The organism is Paenibacillus cellulositrophicus (assembly GCF_009363095.1).
GTDB classification, from domain to species: Bacteria; Bacillota; Bacilli; order Paenibacillales; family Paenibacillaceae; genus Paenibacillus_AQ; species Paenibacillus_AQ favisporus.
Window position 1 is genome coordinate 3,670,146 of record NZ_CP045295.1, and the last position, 16,616, is coordinate 3,686,761.

General features: G+C 52.8%; 16 protein-coding genes and 2 riboswitches. Of the genes, 11 read left to right on the top strand and 5 right to left on the bottom strand.

The window, feature by feature from the left end:
* The first annotated feature begins 67 nt into the window (after positions 1–67).
* The gene (locus GCU45_RS16425; protein ID WP_152399675.1) at positions 68–2,116 is read left to right on the top strand and encodes a transglycosylase domain-containing protein; all 2,049 of its coding nucleotides are present in this window, start codon (positions 68–70) and stop codon (positions 2,114–2,116) included.
* 256 nt (positions 2,117–2,372) lie between these two features.
* Positions 2,373–3,038, top strand: a complete 666-nt coding sequence (locus GCU45_RS16430; protein WP_152399676.1) for a DNA-3-methyladenine glycosylase — start codon at positions 2,373–2,375, stop codon at positions 3,036–3,038.
* Between the two features lie 132 nt (positions 3,039–3,170).
* On the opposite strand, the gene GCU45_RS16435 is transcribed toward GCU45_RS16430, so the two are convergent.
* Positions 3,171–3,680 (bottom strand): YwhD family protein, encoded by a 510-nt coding sequence (locus GCU45_RS16435; RefSeq protein WP_152399677.1) that lies wholly within the window; start codon positions 3,678–3,680, stop codon positions 3,171–3,173.
* Positions 3,681–3,832: 152 nt separating this feature from the next.
* Between GCU45_RS16435 and GCU45_RS16440 the strand changes: the two genes are divergently transcribed.
* The 6 genes from GCU45_RS16440 to GCU45_RS16465 all read left to right on the top strand — a co-directional run bounded on the left by GCU45_RS16440 (position 3,833) and on the right by GCU45_RS16465 (position 9,802).
* Positions 3,833–5,821 (top strand): M1 family metallopeptidase, encoded by a 1,989-nt coding sequence (locus GCU45_RS16440; protein ID WP_152399678.1) that lies wholly within the window; start codon positions 3,833–3,835, stop codon positions 5,819–5,821.
* A gap of 10 nt (positions 5,822–5,831) precedes the next feature.
* Positions 5,832–6,674 (top strand): hypothetical protein, encoded by an 843-nt coding sequence (locus tag GCU45_RS16445; RefSeq protein WP_152399679.1) that lies wholly within the window; start codon positions 5,832–5,834, stop codon positions 6,672–6,674.
* A gap of 273 nt (positions 6,675–6,947) precedes the next feature.
* A riboswitch (cyclic di-AMP (ydaO/yuaA leader) is annotated at positions 6,948–7,085 on the top strand.
* A gap of 4 nt (positions 7,086–7,089) precedes the next feature.
* Positions 7,090–7,557, top strand: coding sequence for a C40 family peptidase (locus GCU45_RS16450; protein WP_105444923.1), 468 nt, complete (start codon positions 7,090–7,092; stop codon positions 7,555–7,557).
* 376 nt (positions 7,558–7,933) lie between these two features.
* A riboswitch (cyclic di-AMP (ydaO/yuaA leader) is annotated at positions 7,934–8,073 on the top strand.
* A 3-nt stretch (positions 8,074–8,076) separates the two neighbouring features.
* Complete coding sequence (locus GCU45_RS16455; protein WP_373309650.1) at positions 8,077–8,568, top strand: C40 family peptidase; 492 nt, start codon at positions 8,077–8,079, stop codon at positions 8,566–8,568.
* A gap of 221 nt (positions 8,569–8,789) precedes the next feature.
* Entirely contained in the window at positions 8,790–9,278 is a 489-nt protein-coding gene (locus tag GCU45_RS16460) for a GNAT family N-acetyltransferase (RefSeq protein ID WP_152399680.1), read from the top strand.
* Positions 9,279–9,442: 164 nt separating this feature from the next.
* Entirely contained in the window at positions 9,443–9,802 is a 360-nt protein-coding gene (locus tag GCU45_RS16465; protein ID WP_145142702.1) for a c-type cytochrome, read from the top strand.
* 83 nt (positions 9,803–9,885) lie between these two features.
* Here GCU45_RS16465 and GCU45_RS16470 read toward each other — a convergent pair whose 3' ends face one another.
* Both GCU45_RS16470 and GCU45_RS16475 read right to left on the bottom strand, forming a co-directional pair.
* Positions 9,886–10,191: a 4a-hydroxytetrahydrobiopterin dehydratase gene (locus GCU45_RS16470; protein WP_076176937.1), complete on the bottom strand. Its 306-nt coding sequence runs from the start codon at positions 10,189–10,191 to the stop codon at positions 9,886–9,888.
* Positions 10,192–10,375: 184 nt separating this feature from the next.
* Positions 10,376–10,669 carry a hypothetical protein gene (locus GCU45_RS16475; protein ID WP_105444926.1) on the bottom strand — a complete coding sequence of 98 codons (294 nt, stop codon included), beginning with the start codon at positions 10,667–10,669 and terminating at the stop codon, positions 10,376–10,378.
* 345 nt (positions 10,670–11,014) lie between these two features.
* Here GCU45_RS16475 and motA point away from each other — a divergent pair, with 345 nt between their 5' ends.
* Positions 11,015–11,815: a flagellar motor stator protein MotA gene (gene motA / locus GCU45_RS16480; RefSeq protein ID WP_105444927.1), complete on the top strand. Its 801-nt coding sequence runs from the start codon at positions 11,015–11,017 to the stop codon at positions 11,813–11,815.
* The gene (gene motB / locus GCU45_RS16485; protein WP_152399681.1) at positions 11,799–12,614 is read left to right on the top strand and encodes a flagellar motor protein MotB; all 816 of its coding nucleotides are present in this window, start codon (positions 11,799–11,801) and stop codon (positions 12,612–12,614) included. Before motA ends, motB begins: the two co-directional genes overlap by 17 nt.
* Before the next feature lie 143 nt (positions 12,615–12,757).
* On the opposite strand, the gene rluF is transcribed toward motB, so the two are convergent.
* Positions 12,758–13,462, bottom strand: coding sequence for a 23S rRNA pseudouridine(2604) synthase RluF (gene rluF, locus GCU45_RS16490; RefSeq protein WP_145950250.1), 705 nt, complete (start codon positions 13,460–13,462; stop codon positions 12,758–12,760).
* 48 nt (positions 13,463–13,510) lie between these two features.
* Positions 13,511–15,811, bottom strand: a complete 2,301-nt coding sequence (locus GCU45_RS16495) for an ATP-binding protein (protein WP_341874519.1) — start codon at positions 15,809–15,811, stop codon at positions 13,511–13,513.
* Between the two features lie 286 nt (positions 15,812–16,097).
* Here GCU45_RS16495 and tadA point away from each other — a divergent pair, with 286 nt between their 5' ends.
* Positions 16,098–16,604 carry a tRNA adenosine(34) deaminase TadA gene (gene tadA / locus GCU45_RS16500; protein WP_258168806.1) on the top strand — a complete coding sequence of 169 codons (507 nt, stop codon included), beginning with the start codon at positions 16,098–16,100 and terminating at the stop codon, positions 16,602–16,604.
* Positions 16,605–16,616: the final 12 nt, after the last annotated feature.

The window sequence follows — 16,616 nt, forward strand, 5'->3', positions numbered from 1 at the left end:
AGATTGCTCAGTTCCGCTGAAAAGCTATACATTCCATTCTCTTAAGTAAGGAAAGGGGCTACAGTACATGGCGAACCTATTCACGCGGCGGCCCAAACGGAAAAACCGGTTCCTGTTGATGCTAAAGCTCTTCACCGGCATGGTCGTCCTCCTTCTGATCGCGGGGGGCGTTCTGCTCGGCTGGCTGTATCAAAAAAACCTTCCGCTTGCCGATACGGACCGCAATTCGCGCCTTCTGGACAGTCAAGGCGACATTATCGCCACGTTTTCGGCCAGCGGGCGCAGCTACGAACCCATCAAGCTCAATCAAATTTCACCGCTGCTCGTGAAGGCGACCCTGTCGGTGGAGGACCGCAAGTTCTACGGCCATTTCGGGTTTGACCTGGAGGGCATGGGACGCGCGGCACTCGTCAACCTGGAGCATATGGCCCGGGTTCAGGGCGCAAGCACCCTGACGCAGCAGCTTGCCCGTAATCTATATTTATCCCATGAAAAAACATGGTCCCGCAAAATCAAGGAAGCCATGTACACCGCTCAGCTTGAGATGAAGTATACCAAGGATGAAATCCTTCAAATGTATTTGAACGAAATTTACTACGGTCACGGCGCTTACGGCATCGAAGCAGCCTCCCTAATGTATTTCGGCAAGCCGGCCAAGGAGCTGGACCTGGCGGAAAGCGCGCTGCTGGCCGGGATTCCCAAGGGGCCGACCTATTACTCGCCCTACACCCATCTGGATAACGCCAAGAAACGGCAGAAGATCGTCCTGGGCACCATGGTGGCCACTGGCGATATTACCCAGAAGGAGGCGGACCAGGCTGCAGCCGAGAAGCTGGCGATCAAACCGCAGGGACAGCAGAAATCCAACCTGACGGCGCCGTATTTTCGGGATTATGTAAAAAATTTGGTGACCAGCCAGCTCGGCATCAGCGAGGACATGCTCGATCACGGCGGTCTTAACATTTATACGACCCTGGACCCGCATGCCCAGACAGCGGCTGAGGAGGCGGTGGCCAAAGGCATGGATTCGGCCAGCGATTTGGAGACCGCGCTCGTGTCGATCGACCCGCGAAGCGGCTATGTCAAAGCGATGGTCGGCGGCAAGAACTACAGGGAGAGTCAATACAACCATGCGCTGGCCAAGACGCGCCAGCCCGGCTCCTCCTTCAAGCCGATTATGTACTTAACAGCATTGTCTTCAAAGACGATGACGGGTCTCACGACGTTTAACAGCGAACCGACCCTGTTTCACTACGACAACAACCGGAAAACGTATCAGCCCAGCAATTATGGAGACAAATATTTGGGCGAGATCAACATGGAGCAGGCCATCGCGGCCTCGGACAACATCTACGCGGTCAATACGATGCTGAAGGTCGGGGCGGATAACGTGATCGCCACGGCGCGCAAGCTCGGCATCGTCAGCCCGCTCGAGTCCGTCCCCTCCTTGGCGCTCGGGACTTCGCCGATCAGTCCGTTCGAAATGGCGTCCGCCTTTGCGGTGATCAGCAACAATGGCAAGCGGATCCCGCCGGTCGCCGTGCTGAAGATTACCGATGCAGCTGGCGAGGTAATCTACGAGGCTCCCAAGCCCGCCGGCGAGCAGGTCGTCGATCCGGCGGCGGCTTACGTGCTGACGCATCTGATGGAGAGCGTATTTGAATCCGGAGGGACCGGTAACCGCGTATCCTCCATCATGAAGCGTCCCGTGGCCGGCAAAACCGGAACGACCGATACCGACGCCTGGCTGGTCGGATATACGCCGGAGCTTGCGACCGCCGTATGGGTCGGTTTTGACAAGGGCAAAACGATTACGACGACGGACGCCCACCGGGCAGCGCCCATCTTTGCCCAGTACACTGAGAAAGCGCTGGAGAACGTACCGCCGAAAATTTTCACGATTCCGAGTGGCGTCGTCAGCGTCTACATTGATGAAGAATCTGGCAAGATCGCCACAGCCGATTGCCCCCACAAGAAGCTTGAGGTATTCATCGCAGGTACGGAACCGACCGAATACTGCTCGCTTCACGGCGGGGAGAAGGAACAACCAGACGTGAAGAACAAGGCCGAAGAACACTCCTGGTGGTCCGACTTTAAGCGGTGGCTGACTGACTAAACGCAGCGCGTCATAAAGATACGGGGGCTAGACTAGGCTGAGTACTGCCAGAAAACCATATTTGAAAAAGGGAGCCGGTAAAGCCGCTCCCTTTTTTGCCTTCTATTGAAGTGCATCGATTTGGCGGCCCCCTCTCCCAGGGAGCCCGATACACCGGACCAAGGATTCAAGCCATGCTTTGCAGGGTTACCTTTTGCCTTTCGCGCTGAATTCCGGTTATATATATAGAATGAACTAACCCGAAGAGGTGATCCTGATGATGAACCGGGGTAACGAGGGCAGCCAGCTGATCTCCCCCTCGCTTCTCGCCATGACCGCGCTGGAAGCCGCGCCCCGCCTGCTCGGCCAGACGCTGGTCCGGGAGACCGAAGATGGAGAAATCCGCTGCCGGATCGTGGAGACCGAGAGCTACGGCGGCGCCGAAGACAAAGGGAGCCATGCCTACGGCAACCGGCGCACCGCCCGGACCGAGACGATGTTTGCCGCCGGGGGCTTGGCCTACGTGTATTTAATTTACGGCATGTACCACTGCGTCAACGTTGTCGTCGGCGACGCGGACGACCCGCAGGCCGTGCTCATCCGGGCGGTGGAGCCGCTAAGCGGGCATGACGCCGAGCTGATGCGCCGGTACCGGGGCAGCGTCTCCGGCAAAGCCGCCAACTTGTGCAACGGCCCCGGCAAGCTGTGCCGCGCGCTGCGGATCGACCGCAGCCTGAACGGCTGCGCGCTCGGTCATGCGGACAGCCCGCTGCGGCTTGAGTCCGGCGACCGGGCTGATGAGCTCCCGATCATCCAGTCTCCACGGATCAATATTGATTACGCGGAGGAGTACGCCCTCAAGCCGTGGCGGTTTTATATTGACGGCCATCCGTACGTGTCGGTCAAAGCCCCTGAGCCGCTGCCTTTTTCGCTAAGGGGTTAATTCCTTGCTGTACACGAGACCCTGTCCCTTCATGCCATGCAAAAAAGGACCTGCCCTGCCGACAGATACGAAACATCCGTCAGCAGAATACAGGTCCTTTATTCTTATAACGAGAAGAGCCCGCGATTTACGCTATACCTCCAGCGCCTTCTTCAGCTCATCCGGCGAAGCTTCCCACCACTGCTCATTATGCGACACCAGCAGGTTCTTCAGCAGCGTCTTTTCCTCAGATCCCAATTCGTCCAGCATAAATTTCCGCTTCAGCGCGGCATCCATCCGGTTCACGTGATCGGCAAGGACTTTCCAGCCCCGTCTCTCTTCTTCATCGATCCACATCTCACTGGCCGTGGCACCGCCGTAGAATTGTCCATCCTCGTTCCGGTCCACCGCGACCCATACGATCCACACCTGGCGTCCGTTCGGGACTTCCTCCCGGTTCGGCGTAAAGCGAATGCGGCGCTCCGGCTTGCTCTTGGCGTGCATCGCTCCGATATCGATGACGGCTTCGCCGCGGTCGATAATGACCGGAGAAATGTTGTTCAGATCGATAGAGCCTGCCCCAAAGCCCATCTTGTGCTTGCTCTTGCCGCTGACGATATTTAGTGCAATGGGCTTCTTGCCTACCTGTTCTTTGTTATCCATTTCCGATGTTCCTCCTATTTGAAAACAGAAACGCTGCGCTGCGCCTCCGCAATTTGTGGATACCCGTCCAACTTAATTTTATTTTAACTAATAATCGCTGGAAAGCCAACATATACATGCTGTAGATGCTTGTCAACGGGAGGTATTCGTATATGGCCCCAGCACGCGCCAAACTCGTCTTTTTATCCTTTCTCGTTCTTGTACTCCTGATTACGGGAACACTGTGGTTCGTCTTTAAGGATTCGCCCGAGTCCATGCCTTCCTACGCTCCGGATCAGGCCAAGCCTCCAGCGGCTTACAAGCCTCCGTCACCGATGGAGAGCGTCCAGCAGCCGACCGCGGAGGTGCTCAGCAAGCGGGTGGTGGAATATCACATCGATACGACCCTTGATCCGGACAGCCGGGTAATTAAAGGAACCCAGACCCTGACCTGGACCCATCCCGGCAAAAAAACGGTAAACGAGCTGTATTTTCACCTCTATCCGAACGCCTTCGCTTCCATGGATACGACATTTATGAAGGAATCCGGCGGTAAGCTGCGCAATGACACGATGCCCGCCGACGGCTTTGGGTCCATGACACTGACTGCGATGAAGACTGCCGACGGTCTGTCGCTGATGCACCGGATTCAATACGTGCAGCCGGATGACGGCAATACGAAGGACAAGACTCTGATGAAAGTGCGTCTTCCGCGGCCGGTGAAACCAGGCGAAAGCATCACGCTGACCATGCAATTCGAAGTCCAACTGCCTAAGATCTTCGCCCGAATGGGGACCGCCGGTAACTTTGTCATGGCCGGACAGTGGTTCCCCAAAATCGCCGTCTACGAGCCCGTAGGAACGCGCGGCCGGACGAGCGAGGGCTGGGACCTGCACCAGTACCATGGAAATTCGGAATTCTACTCCGATTTCGGCATTTACAGCGTCCGCATTCACGTACCGAAGAACTACACGGTGGCCGCAACCGGTTTCCCGGTACAGAACTCACAGATCAAGAACGGCGAGAAGATCTATCAGTTCTACGCTGACGACGTACATGACTTTGCCTGGGCCGCATCCCCCGACTTTATCGTCGCCGAGGAGCCGTTCTCTTCAGCGGAGGTGCCCGGGGTCCGGATCAAGCTGTATCTCGATCCTGCCCACAAGGATTTGAAGGAGCGCTATTTCTACGCCGCCAAGGCCGCGCTTAAATATTTCAGCAAATGGTACGGGAAGTATCCTTACTCCACCCTGTCTATCGTCGTTCCGCCCGAAGCAGGCAACGGGGCAGGCGGCATGGAGTATCCGACGCTGATTACAGCCTTCGGGGCCAAGGACGACTCCCCGGGTTACGACCTCGAGCGGACCGTCATCCATGAAATCGGCCATCAGTACTTCTACGGCATGATCGCCAGCAACGAGTTCGAGGAGGCCTGGCTGGACGAAGGCTTCACCTCCTACGCTGAGGATAAGCTGATGGAGCAGGAATACGGCGTCATCCCCAATCTGCCGATCCAGTCCTCGCTCATCGCTTCGCCTGCGCCGCTGACCCAGGACGCCTGGAAATATACGTCGCAGAATCAATATGCGCTGAACGTGTATTACCGCGGCAAGATGGTCCTGAAAGAAATGGAGACGCTGACCGGCGCCCAGACCATGAAGAAAATCATGTCCACCTATGCGAAGAAATATCGTTTCGAGCATCCTGCCACGGCAGATTTTCAAAAGGTGGTCGAGCAGGTAACCAGCAAGTCGTGGCAGACCTTCTTCGATCAATATGTATACGGCAGCCAGATGGCCGATTTTTCGGTCGACGAAATTACGGTGCGCAAGGATAAGGATTCGGCGCAGCCCCGGTACGATTCTTTGGTGAAGGTCAGCAAAAAGGGCGGCGATCTGCCGCAGGTGCCGATACTGTTCACGTTTACGGACGGGCATCAGATCAAAAAGGTTTGGGACGTAAAAAACGCCAGCACCCAGTTCAAGCTGACATACAGCTCCCCGCTGGCCTGGGCCATGATCGATCCCGGCTATACGATCGTGCTGGAGAACAAACATGTGAACAACTACCTGAAGGCGGACATGGATCATAAAGTGCTCCTCCGCTGGAACGTAAGCATTACCAAGCTGATTGAAACCCTGCTTGGAAGTCTGTCCTGGTGAGGTGAGAGCAGTGAAATCTTATATTGTTAACGGTTGGAAAAGCGTCAAAGACCAATTTTATGTCATGATCATCATGTTCCTGTACCAGCTGCTCTGGGGCTACTTCCTGTACCGTCTGATCGATTCGGCGGTCGTGCCGCTGCTGATGCGGTATCCCGATCCCCCGCCGACTGAACTCAGCCAGGTCCTCTATTATGTGGAGGGACAAATGAGTTTGACCCAAAGCAGCACCGTGCATACCTATCTGTGGGTTCTGTTGGGGATGGTCGCCCTCCGTATGCTGCTGACCCCTTTTATCCACGCGGGCATCTTCTACGGCCTGCACCGGGAGCATCAGGGGGAACGCGGACTGTTTTTCTTCCAGGGCATGAAGCTGCACGGCAAAACGGTGTTTCTTTTTCACCTGATCGAATGGGTGCTTATCGCCGCTCCGTTATACTGGATAATCCCGAAGATGTATCCGATCCTGCTCAGCGCGATCCAAAACCATGCCCAGCTGCTTCACTGCATCCCGTACATTGCGGTCTGGCTTCTGTACTGCTACATCGTCCATCAGATGATTCTGTTCATGCAGTTCGGCAAAACCGGTGGAACCAGCATGTTCTCCTCGCTCTGGGTCTGCCTGCGAAGCGCGCTGCCGGTCATCGGCATATCCGTTCTGCTAGGCGCGGTCAGCCTGCTCTTGTATGGCATTACCAGCAGCGTCTCTCTGATCTGGGCAGGGCTTGCCACTCTGATTATCCAGCAGGGCTATCATATGGTCAGCTGTATCTTTAAATTATGGAATATCTCCTCCCAATATGATTTGTGGCATCAGCAAATGAACCGTACGAAAAAAAATATTTCGGAATAGTTAAAATTTTGTCATCACTTTAATCCGCTGATAAAAGAAGAACCCCGTCTCTTTCTGTTGAAAAGAGGCGGGGTTTTTGTTGTAAAATGATTGTTAACCATTTGCCAAAGTATAAATCCTCTGTTAAAATAATCCGAGTACGAACTTAGTAACAACTTTGTAATCTTTGCTGTAACGATTTTGACTTTGCTGTAACTGATTTCATCATTTGTCCGTTCATTTGATTGGTATGTACGATTATAGGTAACTTGTCAGCATGTCCATTTCCGGTGCAATCATCACGAGCCGAATTCCCGGGCACCAGGAAGCGGGGGATCCAATTTTGGGTGAATTGATCTCGCTACAGAGGGATCATAGGGGACCTTCTACCGAATCCTTAAGCTAACCTCGCAGGCATTGGAAGGGGTTTATTTTTTTGAAGAAGAAGTTGGCAGCCGCAGCGCTGGGCCTTACACTTGCGTTCTCCATGGGCACCGGCAGCGTATTTGCGGATTCATCTCTGAATCACATCGTTAACAACACGATCGGCGTTTCTTACAAAACCGGCGGAACAACTACGAACGGCTTCGATTGCTCCGGTTTTACCCGTTACGTGTACCAAAAGCTGGGGTTAACCCTCCCGCGTGTATCGGCTGCGCAATATAAAACAGGTACCGCTGTTTCCAAAAGCCAGCTGAGAGCAGGAGACCTGGTTTTCTTTAACACCCTAGGCGCAGGCGTTTCCCATGTCGGCATTTATATCGGCAACGGAAAATTCGCGCACGCGTCCTCTTCGAAAGGCGTTACCATCAGCAAACTGAGCCAAAGCTACTACGCCAACCGCTACGTTGGCGCCAAACGGGTCATGAGTACGGCCAAATACCAAGCTGCGGTTTACAATTGATTATCTCTCGAAAACAATGCATATCCAGAACAACCCGCGCCGCTGATTTTTGCCGAAATCGCCCCGCGGGTTTGTTGTTACTTATTAGACGTACGAACCACCGAAAAGGTAACAGCATTTCAAAAATTTTTTTAAACGAGTAAATCCACAATTTTCTCCTGTTTTTTCCACCCTTGTCATTTCTTTTACCCACTCGTCCAACAAATAAACATCATTTCCTATAAATTTTCCTACAAATCTTCTTTTTCTGTTAGAAACAATTGCCAAAGTCCGATTCCTTTGTTACAATAGTCCCAGCGATAGTAACAACTTTGTAATCTTTACCTGACACAAAGTTGCGAACGAATAAGAAGTAACAGGGAATTATACATAGTGTAAAAAGTTCATGCCGAATTTCCTCACACTAAGGAAAGCGGGGGAACCAGTTATGGGTGAATTGATCTTGCTTCAGAGGGATCATAGGGGGCCTTCTACCGAATCCTTAAGCTAACCTCGCAGGCGCCGGAAGGGGTATTTTACTTGAAGAAGAAGCTTGCAGCAGCAGTCATGAGTTTCGCCATCGTGCTCACGGTCGGCACAGGAAGCGCTTTCGCGGATTCCAAGATGGATAAAGTGATCGACAGTGCGATCGGAACCAAGTACAGAACGGGCGGAACCACAACAAGCGGATTTGACTGCTCGGGATTTACAATGTACGTATTTGATCAATTGGGCATCGATTTGCCCCATCAGTCTGGTTCCCAGTTCAGCATGGGTTCGGCCGTATCCCGCAGTGATCTGAGAGCAGGCGACCTGGTATTCTTTAATACATCGGGAGCCGGAGTATCCCATGTCGGAATTTACGTCGGCGACGGAAAATTCGCACATGCCTCCACTTCTCGCGGTGTGATCATCAGCTCTCTGAGCGACAGCTACTACGTCAACCGCTACGTTGGCGCCAAACGAATCATGAGTACGGATAAATACAAAACCGCCGCCGTCGATTCCGAGGACGTAGATGACGTCCAGTAATGCAGGTAAAGCAAGGGTACGAGATCCCGTAGAATGAGATTTTTGCCGAAATCTCCTTTTGCGGGATTTTTTGCGGACAGAAATGGGTAACCCTTCCATTCCCGCCCGCTACTCCTCATTTACCCCTCTATTCCGGAATTAAACAGATATCTGCGGCAATCCGGAATATTTTTTCTCTAATGTTCAAATCCTACAGGGAGGTCTGGAAGGGAGATCTGCACATGAACCTCCAACATGAGAGCTTCATGATCGTTCCCATGACCCGGGAGCATGCTGAGACCGTCTGCGGCTGGGCGTACGAACCTCCATACGATTTATACGGCTGGCTGCCGTGGGATCAGATGGAGGCGCTTGGCGTCGAATTTGGTGATCCTGAGGTGAGGCAAAGCCAATATGTGTCCGTCCTGGATGCTGAACATACCTTGTGCGGATTCGCGCAGTTCTTTCCCTTGGCAGGCGTGACCCGGCTTGGTGTTGGCATGCGGCCTGATTTATGCGGCCAGGGGCTGGGTAAGAGCTTTATGCAGGCTGTGGTCAGCGCAGCCCGTGAAAAACGGCCTGGGGACGAAATCGACCTTGAAGTGCATACATGGAACAAGCGGGCCATCCGGGCTTACGGGAAGTCGGGGTTTGTCATCGCTGATACCTACCCCAAGCTGACCCCTGAAGGTGAACAGCTGTTTCACTGTATGGTCTATGAGGGGATCTAACTTGAAAATTCCATCATCATAAAAATGGTACAAATTTGTGTATTTTTGGTGGCCCCAAGTTTGGATTCGTTTGCTTTTTTGACACAAACTATTTGATGTGATGGCTTGTTCCGTTATAATGAAGGAATGAAGAATGACAGTTTACATAGAAAGGACGAAAACGGATGCAAAAATGGATCATGAGCGGTGTATTAACGATCGCAGTGGTTATGGCAATTGTGCTCATGTTTACGCTTCCAGGCAAAGAGCAGGTGGCGGAAGAAGAGAAGCCGACCATGCCGGAAGTTACGATGGACGCCGCAGCGGCCGAATCTACGATTAAAGCACAGAGCTGCATTAGCTGTCACGGGGATCAGCTTCAGGGTGCCGTAGGCCCGAACCTTCAAAAGATCGGAAGCCAACTGTCCGCTGAAGAGATTTACACCATTATCACTAAAGGTAAAGGCGGCATGCCATCCTTTAAAGACAAGTTGAAAGCTGAAGAGATCGCCAATGTGGCCCAGTGGTTGGCTGAGAAGAAATAACGGTTGTAGCGCATACAGAAACACGCTTTGGAAGAACGGGACGTTCATCGCAAAGCGTGTTTTTATTTGCTGCATTATTCCCGTTACCTTTTTTCGCCGGAACGCATTTTTTCGAACAGTTCGTTAAATTGGTGAGCCTCCTTGACATCCAGGGACGTAATCCCGCCTTCATCCCATGAAGTCAAACGCAGCGTCACATTTTTATAATCAATCGTAATAAAGGGGTGGTGGCCAAAAGCCTCTGAAATGGCCGCAACCTCATCCACAAAGGAAATGCCCTTCATGAAATTGGAGAAAACGTATTTGCGCACGATCCAGCGGCCCTCTTCAAGCTCCCAGCCTTCCAGCTTAGACAAATGCGTTTCTACTTCTTCTTGCGTATATACCATTCTTCCGTTCCTCCCTGAAACCTAACATCCCCGAGGTTCACCAGGATGTGTCATTAATGTATGCTCGGGCGAAAAACCTTTACCCATTGTATTCATCCCTGAATGTAATCATGCTTCTCCAAGGAGAGTACATACGAATAATCTTACCATGGACGGGTTTAAAAAATCCATCCGGCCCCAGGGACTATATCAGTGAGACTACGGTTAGCTCCTCGTCGCCGATCAAGAGGTTGATCCGGTGATGGTCCTTGTCATACATCACGATACCGCTTCCAACGGTGATGACAGGTTCGGCTCCCAGCGCATAGAACAAATCCTCCGCCAGCGCCTCATGCACCTCACGCTTCTCTTCGATGCCCAGCTGCATCCAATCCTGCTCCGCCATTTCAAAAAATAAATAACTGTCCGGAATTTCACCGACAGCTGCCGTCAAATCGGTCAATATGCCGTCATAGTCACGACCATGCTTAACACCCATGCCATTCCCTCCATATCGAAGTTTAGTTACTCATACGATCTATAAGCGATTATTGTGAATGGTGAATGCCCTGCTCCATGCGCCCCTGTGTCAGGGTCTCAAGTGGGCCATTCGTCACCCGTTTGTGCTGTGATTATTCCCTTCAGGGTATGGTGCTCAGACTTGATTTTGTAGGACAGATGAACCTTGTCATTTCATTATACCGGAAAATATCCCTTAAAAAAAAAGAGAATGGTGTCGATAAATAATATAAACCGTTTTTTGTGAAAGCGACCATGTTGCAAGGATGTAAACGCGGTCGATTCCGAAAGGATTCAATTCTATTTCTCATGGATGAGGTGTGCAATGGAAATTTCAACGATTGTTGGCCTGATACTCGGTGTGGTTGCAGTCCTAGTCGGCATGGTGCTGAAGGGCGCCCCGATCGTCAGCCTGCTGACGCCCGCCGCTTATGTCATTATTCTCGCCGGAACCGCCGCTACGCTGTTTATCGGCTTTCCGATGTCTGAGGTCAAAAAATTCCCAAAGCTGTTAAAAATGACCTTCGTCAAACAAAAACTCATGCAGCGTCAAGAGCTCATCACCCTGTTCATGGAGTGGGCCTCCATCACCCGCCGGGAAGGCCTCCTCGCTCTGGAGACCAAGGTCGAAGAAATCGACGACGCCTTCCTGCGCAACGGTATGCGTATGATTATCGACGGTAACGACCAGGAGTTCGTCCGCGACGTCTTGATGGAAGATATTGCGGCGACGGAAGAGCGTCACCGAGCAGGTGCCCTGCTCTTCTCCCAGGCCGGTATGTATGCTCCTTCCCTCGGGGTGCTTGGTGCCGTCGTCGGCCTGATCGCCGCCCTGACCAAGATGGAGAATATGGCCGAGCTGGCCCACGCGATTGGCGCGGCCTTTATTGCGACGCTGCTCGGTATTTTTACCGGTTATGTCCTGTGGCACCCGATCGCCAATAAGCTGAAACGCCTGTCCAAAAAAGAAGTGGAGCTCAAGCTCATGATGGTGGAAGGACTGCTGTCGATTCAATCCGGCGTATCCACCATTGCGATCAGCCAGAAGCTCTCCGTCTTCTTAACCCCTTCCGAGCGCGCTCAAATGAATGAGAAGGAGGATGGTTCAGGTGGCCAAGAAGACTAGACATGAACCGCATGAGGAGCATGCCGACGAATCCTGGCTTCTTCCCTATGCCGACCTGCTGACACTGCTGCTGGCCCTGTTTATCGTTCTCTATTCCATGAGCGCCACGGACGCCAAGAAATTTGAGGAAATGAGCCAGGCCTTCAACAATGCCCTCAGCACCGGAAACGGCGTGCTCAACTTCAGGTCGAATTTGCCGATGGATAAAAATATGGACCAGGGCAAAAAAGACTCCCAAGAGAGCATCGTCATGAATAACAATGACAAGAAACAGAAAGCCCAGCTGGCCAAGCAGGAACAGGAAGACCTGGAGAAGCTGAAGCAGCAGCTGGATCAATATATCAAAACGAACGGCCTGACGAACCAGCTGGATACCAAACTGAACCAATCGCAGCTTACGATCACGATCAGCGACAACGCCCTGTTTGCTTCAGGCAGCGCTCAGGTGAAGCCTGAGTCACGCCAGCTGGCGCTCGCCATCAGCAGCATGCTGCAGCAGTTCCCGACGTATGACGTCGTCGTGTCCGGCCATACGGACAATATGCCGATCTCGAACAGCGAGTACGCGTCCAACTGGGACCTGAGCTCCAACCGGGCGCTGAACTTCCTGAAGATTCTGCTCACCAACAAGCAGCTCAACCCGGCCAAATTCACCTCCACCGCCTTCGGCGAGTTCCGGCCCGTGGCTTCCAACGATACTGCAGCCGGCCGTGCTAAAAACCGCCGCGTCGAGGTATCCATCATCCGGAAGTACCAGAATATCAGCGAGCAAATCCCGGTAACCACGAATAAAAAATAGCATAGCGATAACTAATGGACAGGCTGTTCCCTTCGGCAGAGGGGAGCAGCCTGTTTTGAATAGTAGACGGCACATGTCTCAGGGAATGGTCTTCCGGCCTTTTATTACAGGTTGAAGTCCTCACCCCGTATCAGGCCTGCCCTCTATCCGAGGCGGTAATTCAGCAGCTGTCCAAGCTCTTCCTTTTCCTGCGGCGTTAAATCGCGCCATTTCCCTTTGCCCAGGGATCCCAGGTGGATATTCATAATCCGAATCCGCTGCAGTCGGCGCACTTCGTAGCCGAAGGCGCTGCACATCCGGCGGATCTGCCGGTTTTTCCCCTCGGTCAGAATGATCTTGAACACCCGCTCCGAGATCCGCGTGACCTTGCAGGGAAGGGTCATTTCGCCCAAAATCTTCACCCCGCTGGCCATGCCTGTTAAAAAGGACGGCGTAACCGGCTTATCTACCGTGACGATGTACTCCTTCTCATGCTTGCCTTCGGCCCGCAGTATTTTATTGACGATGTCGCCGTCACTCGTCAGAAGGATGAGCCCCTCGGAATCTTTGTCCAGCCGGCCGATCGGAAAAATCCGCTCCGAGTGGCCCACGAAGTCCACAATGTTGCCCTTGATATGCTGCTCCGTTGTACTGGTGATTCCAACCGGTTTATTCAGCGCAATATAGACATGCGTCTCTTTCTTCTCCTGCAGGGGCCGGCCGTTGATGCGGACGTCGTCCCCTTCCTCCGCCTGGCTGCCCAGCACCGCCTGAACGCCGTTGATCGTCACCTTCCCGCTCTCTACCAGCTTATCCGCTTCACGCCGGGAACAATACCCGGTCTCACTGATATATTTGTTAATTCTCAAAGCTTATAACCCCATCTCATTATGGTTTACCCCGGACAAGAGTACGGATCATTCCCGTTCTGGTCCTTCCCCATGCTCCGGCCGTGCCGCCGGCAGCGTTAACGTAACCTGAGTGCCCTTGTTAACGGCGCTCTCGATCTGAAGTGATCCTTTATGGCCCTCCACAATCCGCTGGCTGACCATCAGCCCAAGGCCTGTCCCGTTTTCCTTGTTGGTGAAAAAGGGTTCTCCTACCTTCTCCATCTGGTGCTCCGGAATTCCTACGCCTTCATCCGTAATCGTAATCCCCAGGTGGTCCGGGTCCGGCCGGAACAGTTCGATACGGATGATGCCGCCCTCAGGCATCGCCTCCATGGCGTTTTTCAGCAAATTGATAAAGACCTGCTTCAGCTGGTTCTCCTCGCAATGAACGTCCGTCTCTGCCGTCTGGGAGGACATGACGAACTCAATGCCGTGCAGATTGGCCTGACTGCTCAGCAGCGACAGCACATCCTCTAAAATATCACGAACATTTTTATTTCGGAAGTGCACAGCCTGGGGCTTGGCCAAAATTAAAAATTCGCTCACAATCAGATTGATTCTCTCCAGCTCAGACAGCATGATCTGGTTGTGCTTCGGATCGACGCGGTTGTTATACTCCTGCAGCTGCAGGAATCCCCGCAGCGTCGTGAGCGGGTTGCGGATCTCATGCGCCACCCCGGCCGCCAACTGCCCGACGGTGGTCAGCTTCTCGGACCGGCGGAGCAGCTCGTCCATCCGGTTGCGTTCCGTCATGTCTCTCGAGATGCTGATGAACGATACGACCTTCCCCTCCAGGTCCCTGACCGCGGACGTGCTGATGCTGACCTCCACAGGGGTCCCGTCCTTCTTGATTCGGACCGTTTCTACTGCCGGCAGCTGTTCGCCCTGCATTAAAGCGTCGAGCCTTGCCTGCACTTCCCCCTCCAAATGGCTGGGAATCAGGTTGATCCGCTTACCGATCACTTCATGGCTTGCCCAGCCGTACAGCTTTTCAAAAGCTTGATTCACCTGAATGATATTCCCCTCAAGGTCCGTCGTATGAATCGCATCCGCCGTCTGCTGGATAACAGACTCCAGATGCTCTTTCACCGAGCGGTTCTCTTCCACGGCCTGCTTGAGCTGGTCGGTATAGCTGCTCAGATTATCGGTCATCGTGTTGATTTTGGCGGCAAGCAATCCGAGCTCATCCTTGCTGTTAATGACGAGCGGCGTATCAAAGCGCCCCTGGGCAACGTTTTTCACTTTACCCAGAATCGCATCGATCGGCCGAATGATGTATCCGGCCTGCTTATAGCTTACAATGACGAACAAAATCAACAGAAAGGCCGAAATCGATATATAAGAGACAAGCTGCTTCTGCAATACCTTGGATATTTGCGCATAATCCATGACGATGCTGATGATGTACGATGCCTGAGATGCACTGTTCACAGGGATAAAGCTCTTTAACAGCTTTTTACCATCGATGCGCGTTTCATAAACGACATTCGCTCCTGTCTGTGCCGCTTTCTCCACAGCCCGTTTGTCGTTTTCGAGGTCGATATATGTATAGGTACCGTAGCGTATCGGCCGATTATGCAGCTTAGTCTTATCATGGACATATCCTTGTCCGGACATTCGGACGCCCGCAAAGGTCTGCGGATTGATGCAGCTGATTTCAAGAATCTCCCCGTTGATTTTCTTCGTTTTGTCGAGCACCTCCTCCGGACTCGGGATATGGGTGCCGATCTGATGGAGGGAATCGGTGCGAATATACGGATCAATGATATAGTTTCGTTTGGCGTCATAATAATAACCCCATTTGTCGATCACGTTCGGCTTGGAGTTCGAATATTCAAACGGTCCGGTCCAAAAATGGTCGGCAGCCGCTCCGTACGGAATCGTTACGCGCTCTTCCTCGAAGAGCTGCTTAAACGCCCTATACCAGTATCCCCAGTCTTTGGTGGAGAGACCGAGCTCAGCAGGTTCCGAGGACTTGGCAATGATAATATCATCACCGGTTCGGACTAGCAGGGCGATATGGGTGACTCCCACCTGCTTGCTCAGCTTGGCCAGCTGCTCGTTCGTAATGTTCTGGATATCCGGGTCCAGCTCTTTGGCAGCCAATTTGGCAGCTACATGCAGAAGCTCCCCGATCTGGCGTTCGACCATGCCGGCGCTCTCCTGGCTCTGCTCAATGGAGGCGGCCACCTGCCTGGCGGCCAGCAGCATTTTGCGTTCGCTTTCCCGGCGTAAACTGGCTTGCGTTGTGTACAAACTAAGAATAATATTTAAAAGTAAAATCAGACAGAGTGAACCGGCCATGGTGAGGGACAGTTTCTTCTTCATTGACACATCGGGTCACCTCTAATCTTGCCTTGGCGATAATTGGAATAATCTATTCCATCATACTCTGTAGGCCGATATTTGAAAAGCTTGTCGAAAATGATCGGCTTAACTCGAAATAACGCAGCATGTCCACAACTTATCAACATATTCACAGCACTATTTAATAAATTGGGGATAATTCTGTGCGTAATCAAATAGTTATCCACAAATTTATGCACAGCATGTTAACAACAGAATGCTTGTTCGCTGAATAATCCGAAATTCGGTACAGGGAGGCACTTTTACGTTGGAAAATCAAACAAAACATCCGCTCCATGTGGATGAGTCTGTGGATAATGATCGTCATGAACATTGGATGCGCGAGGCGATCCACCAAGCCAAATTGGCGGAGGAGTTGGGGGAGGTACCGATCGGCGCGGTCATCGTCCGCAGCGGGGAGATCATCGGGCGGGGCTATAACTTAAGGGAAACGTCCCAGGACGCGACCGCCCACGCCGAGATTGTCGCCATCCGGGAAGCCAGTATAGCCGTACAATCGTGGCGCCTGCTGGACTGCACGCTATACGTCACGCTGGAGCCATGTCCAATGTGCTCCGGCGCGATCGTCCAGTCCCGCATCCCGCGGGTCGTCTACGGCACATACGATCCCAAGGCGGGATGCGCCGGGACGCTGATGAACCTGCTGCAGGAGCCACGCTTCAACCACCGCACCGAGGTCATTGCCGATGTGCTGCAGGAGGAATGCGCTGGGCTGCTGACCCAGTTTTTCCGCAAGCTGCGGGGCAAAGCCTGACAAAAACAAACA

What these genes read in the sequence shown, in the direction of transcription:
- GCU45_RS16425 (WP_152399675.1), top strand. Translation starts at nt 68, where the DNA reads ATGGCGAACCTATTCACGCGGCGGCCCAAACGGAAAAACCGGTTCCTG.
- GCU45_RS16430 (WP_152399676.1), top strand. Translation starts at nt 2,373, where the DNA reads ATGATGAACCGGGGTAACGAGGGCAGCCAGCTGATCTCCCCCTCGCTT.
- GCU45_RS16435 (WP_152399677.1), bottom strand. Translation starts at nt 3,680, where the DNA reads ATGGATAACAAAGAACAGGTAGGCAAGAAGCCCATTGCACTAAATATC.
- GCU45_RS16440 (WP_152399678.1), top strand. Translation starts at nt 3,833, where the DNA reads ATGGCCCCAGCACGCGCCAAACTCGTCTTTTTATCCTTTCTCGTTCTT.
- GCU45_RS16460 (WP_152399680.1), top strand. Translation starts at nt 8,790, where the DNA reads ATGAACCTCCAACATGAGAGCTTCATGATCGTTCCCATGACCCGGGAG.
- GCU45_RS16465 (WP_145142702.1), top strand. Translation starts at nt 9,443, where the DNA reads ATGCAAAAATGGATCATGAGCGGTGTATTAACGATCGCAGTGGTTATG.
- GCU45_RS16470 (WP_076176937.1), bottom strand. Translation starts at nt 10,191, where the DNA reads ATGGTATATACGCAAGAAGAAGTAGAAACGCATTTGTCTAAGCTGGAA.
- GCU45_RS16475 (WP_105444926.1), bottom strand. Translation starts at nt 10,669, where the DNA reads ATGGGTGTTAAGCATGGTCGTGACTATGACGGCATATTGACCGATTTG.
- motA (WP_105444927.1), top strand. Translation starts at nt 11,015, where the DNA reads ATGGAAATTTCAACGATTGTTGGCCTGATACTCGGTGTGGTTGCAGTC.
- GCU45_RS16495 (WP_341874519.1), bottom strand. Translation starts at nt 15,811, where the DNA reads ATGAAGAAGAAACTGTCCCTCACCATGGCCGGTTCACTCTGTCTGATT.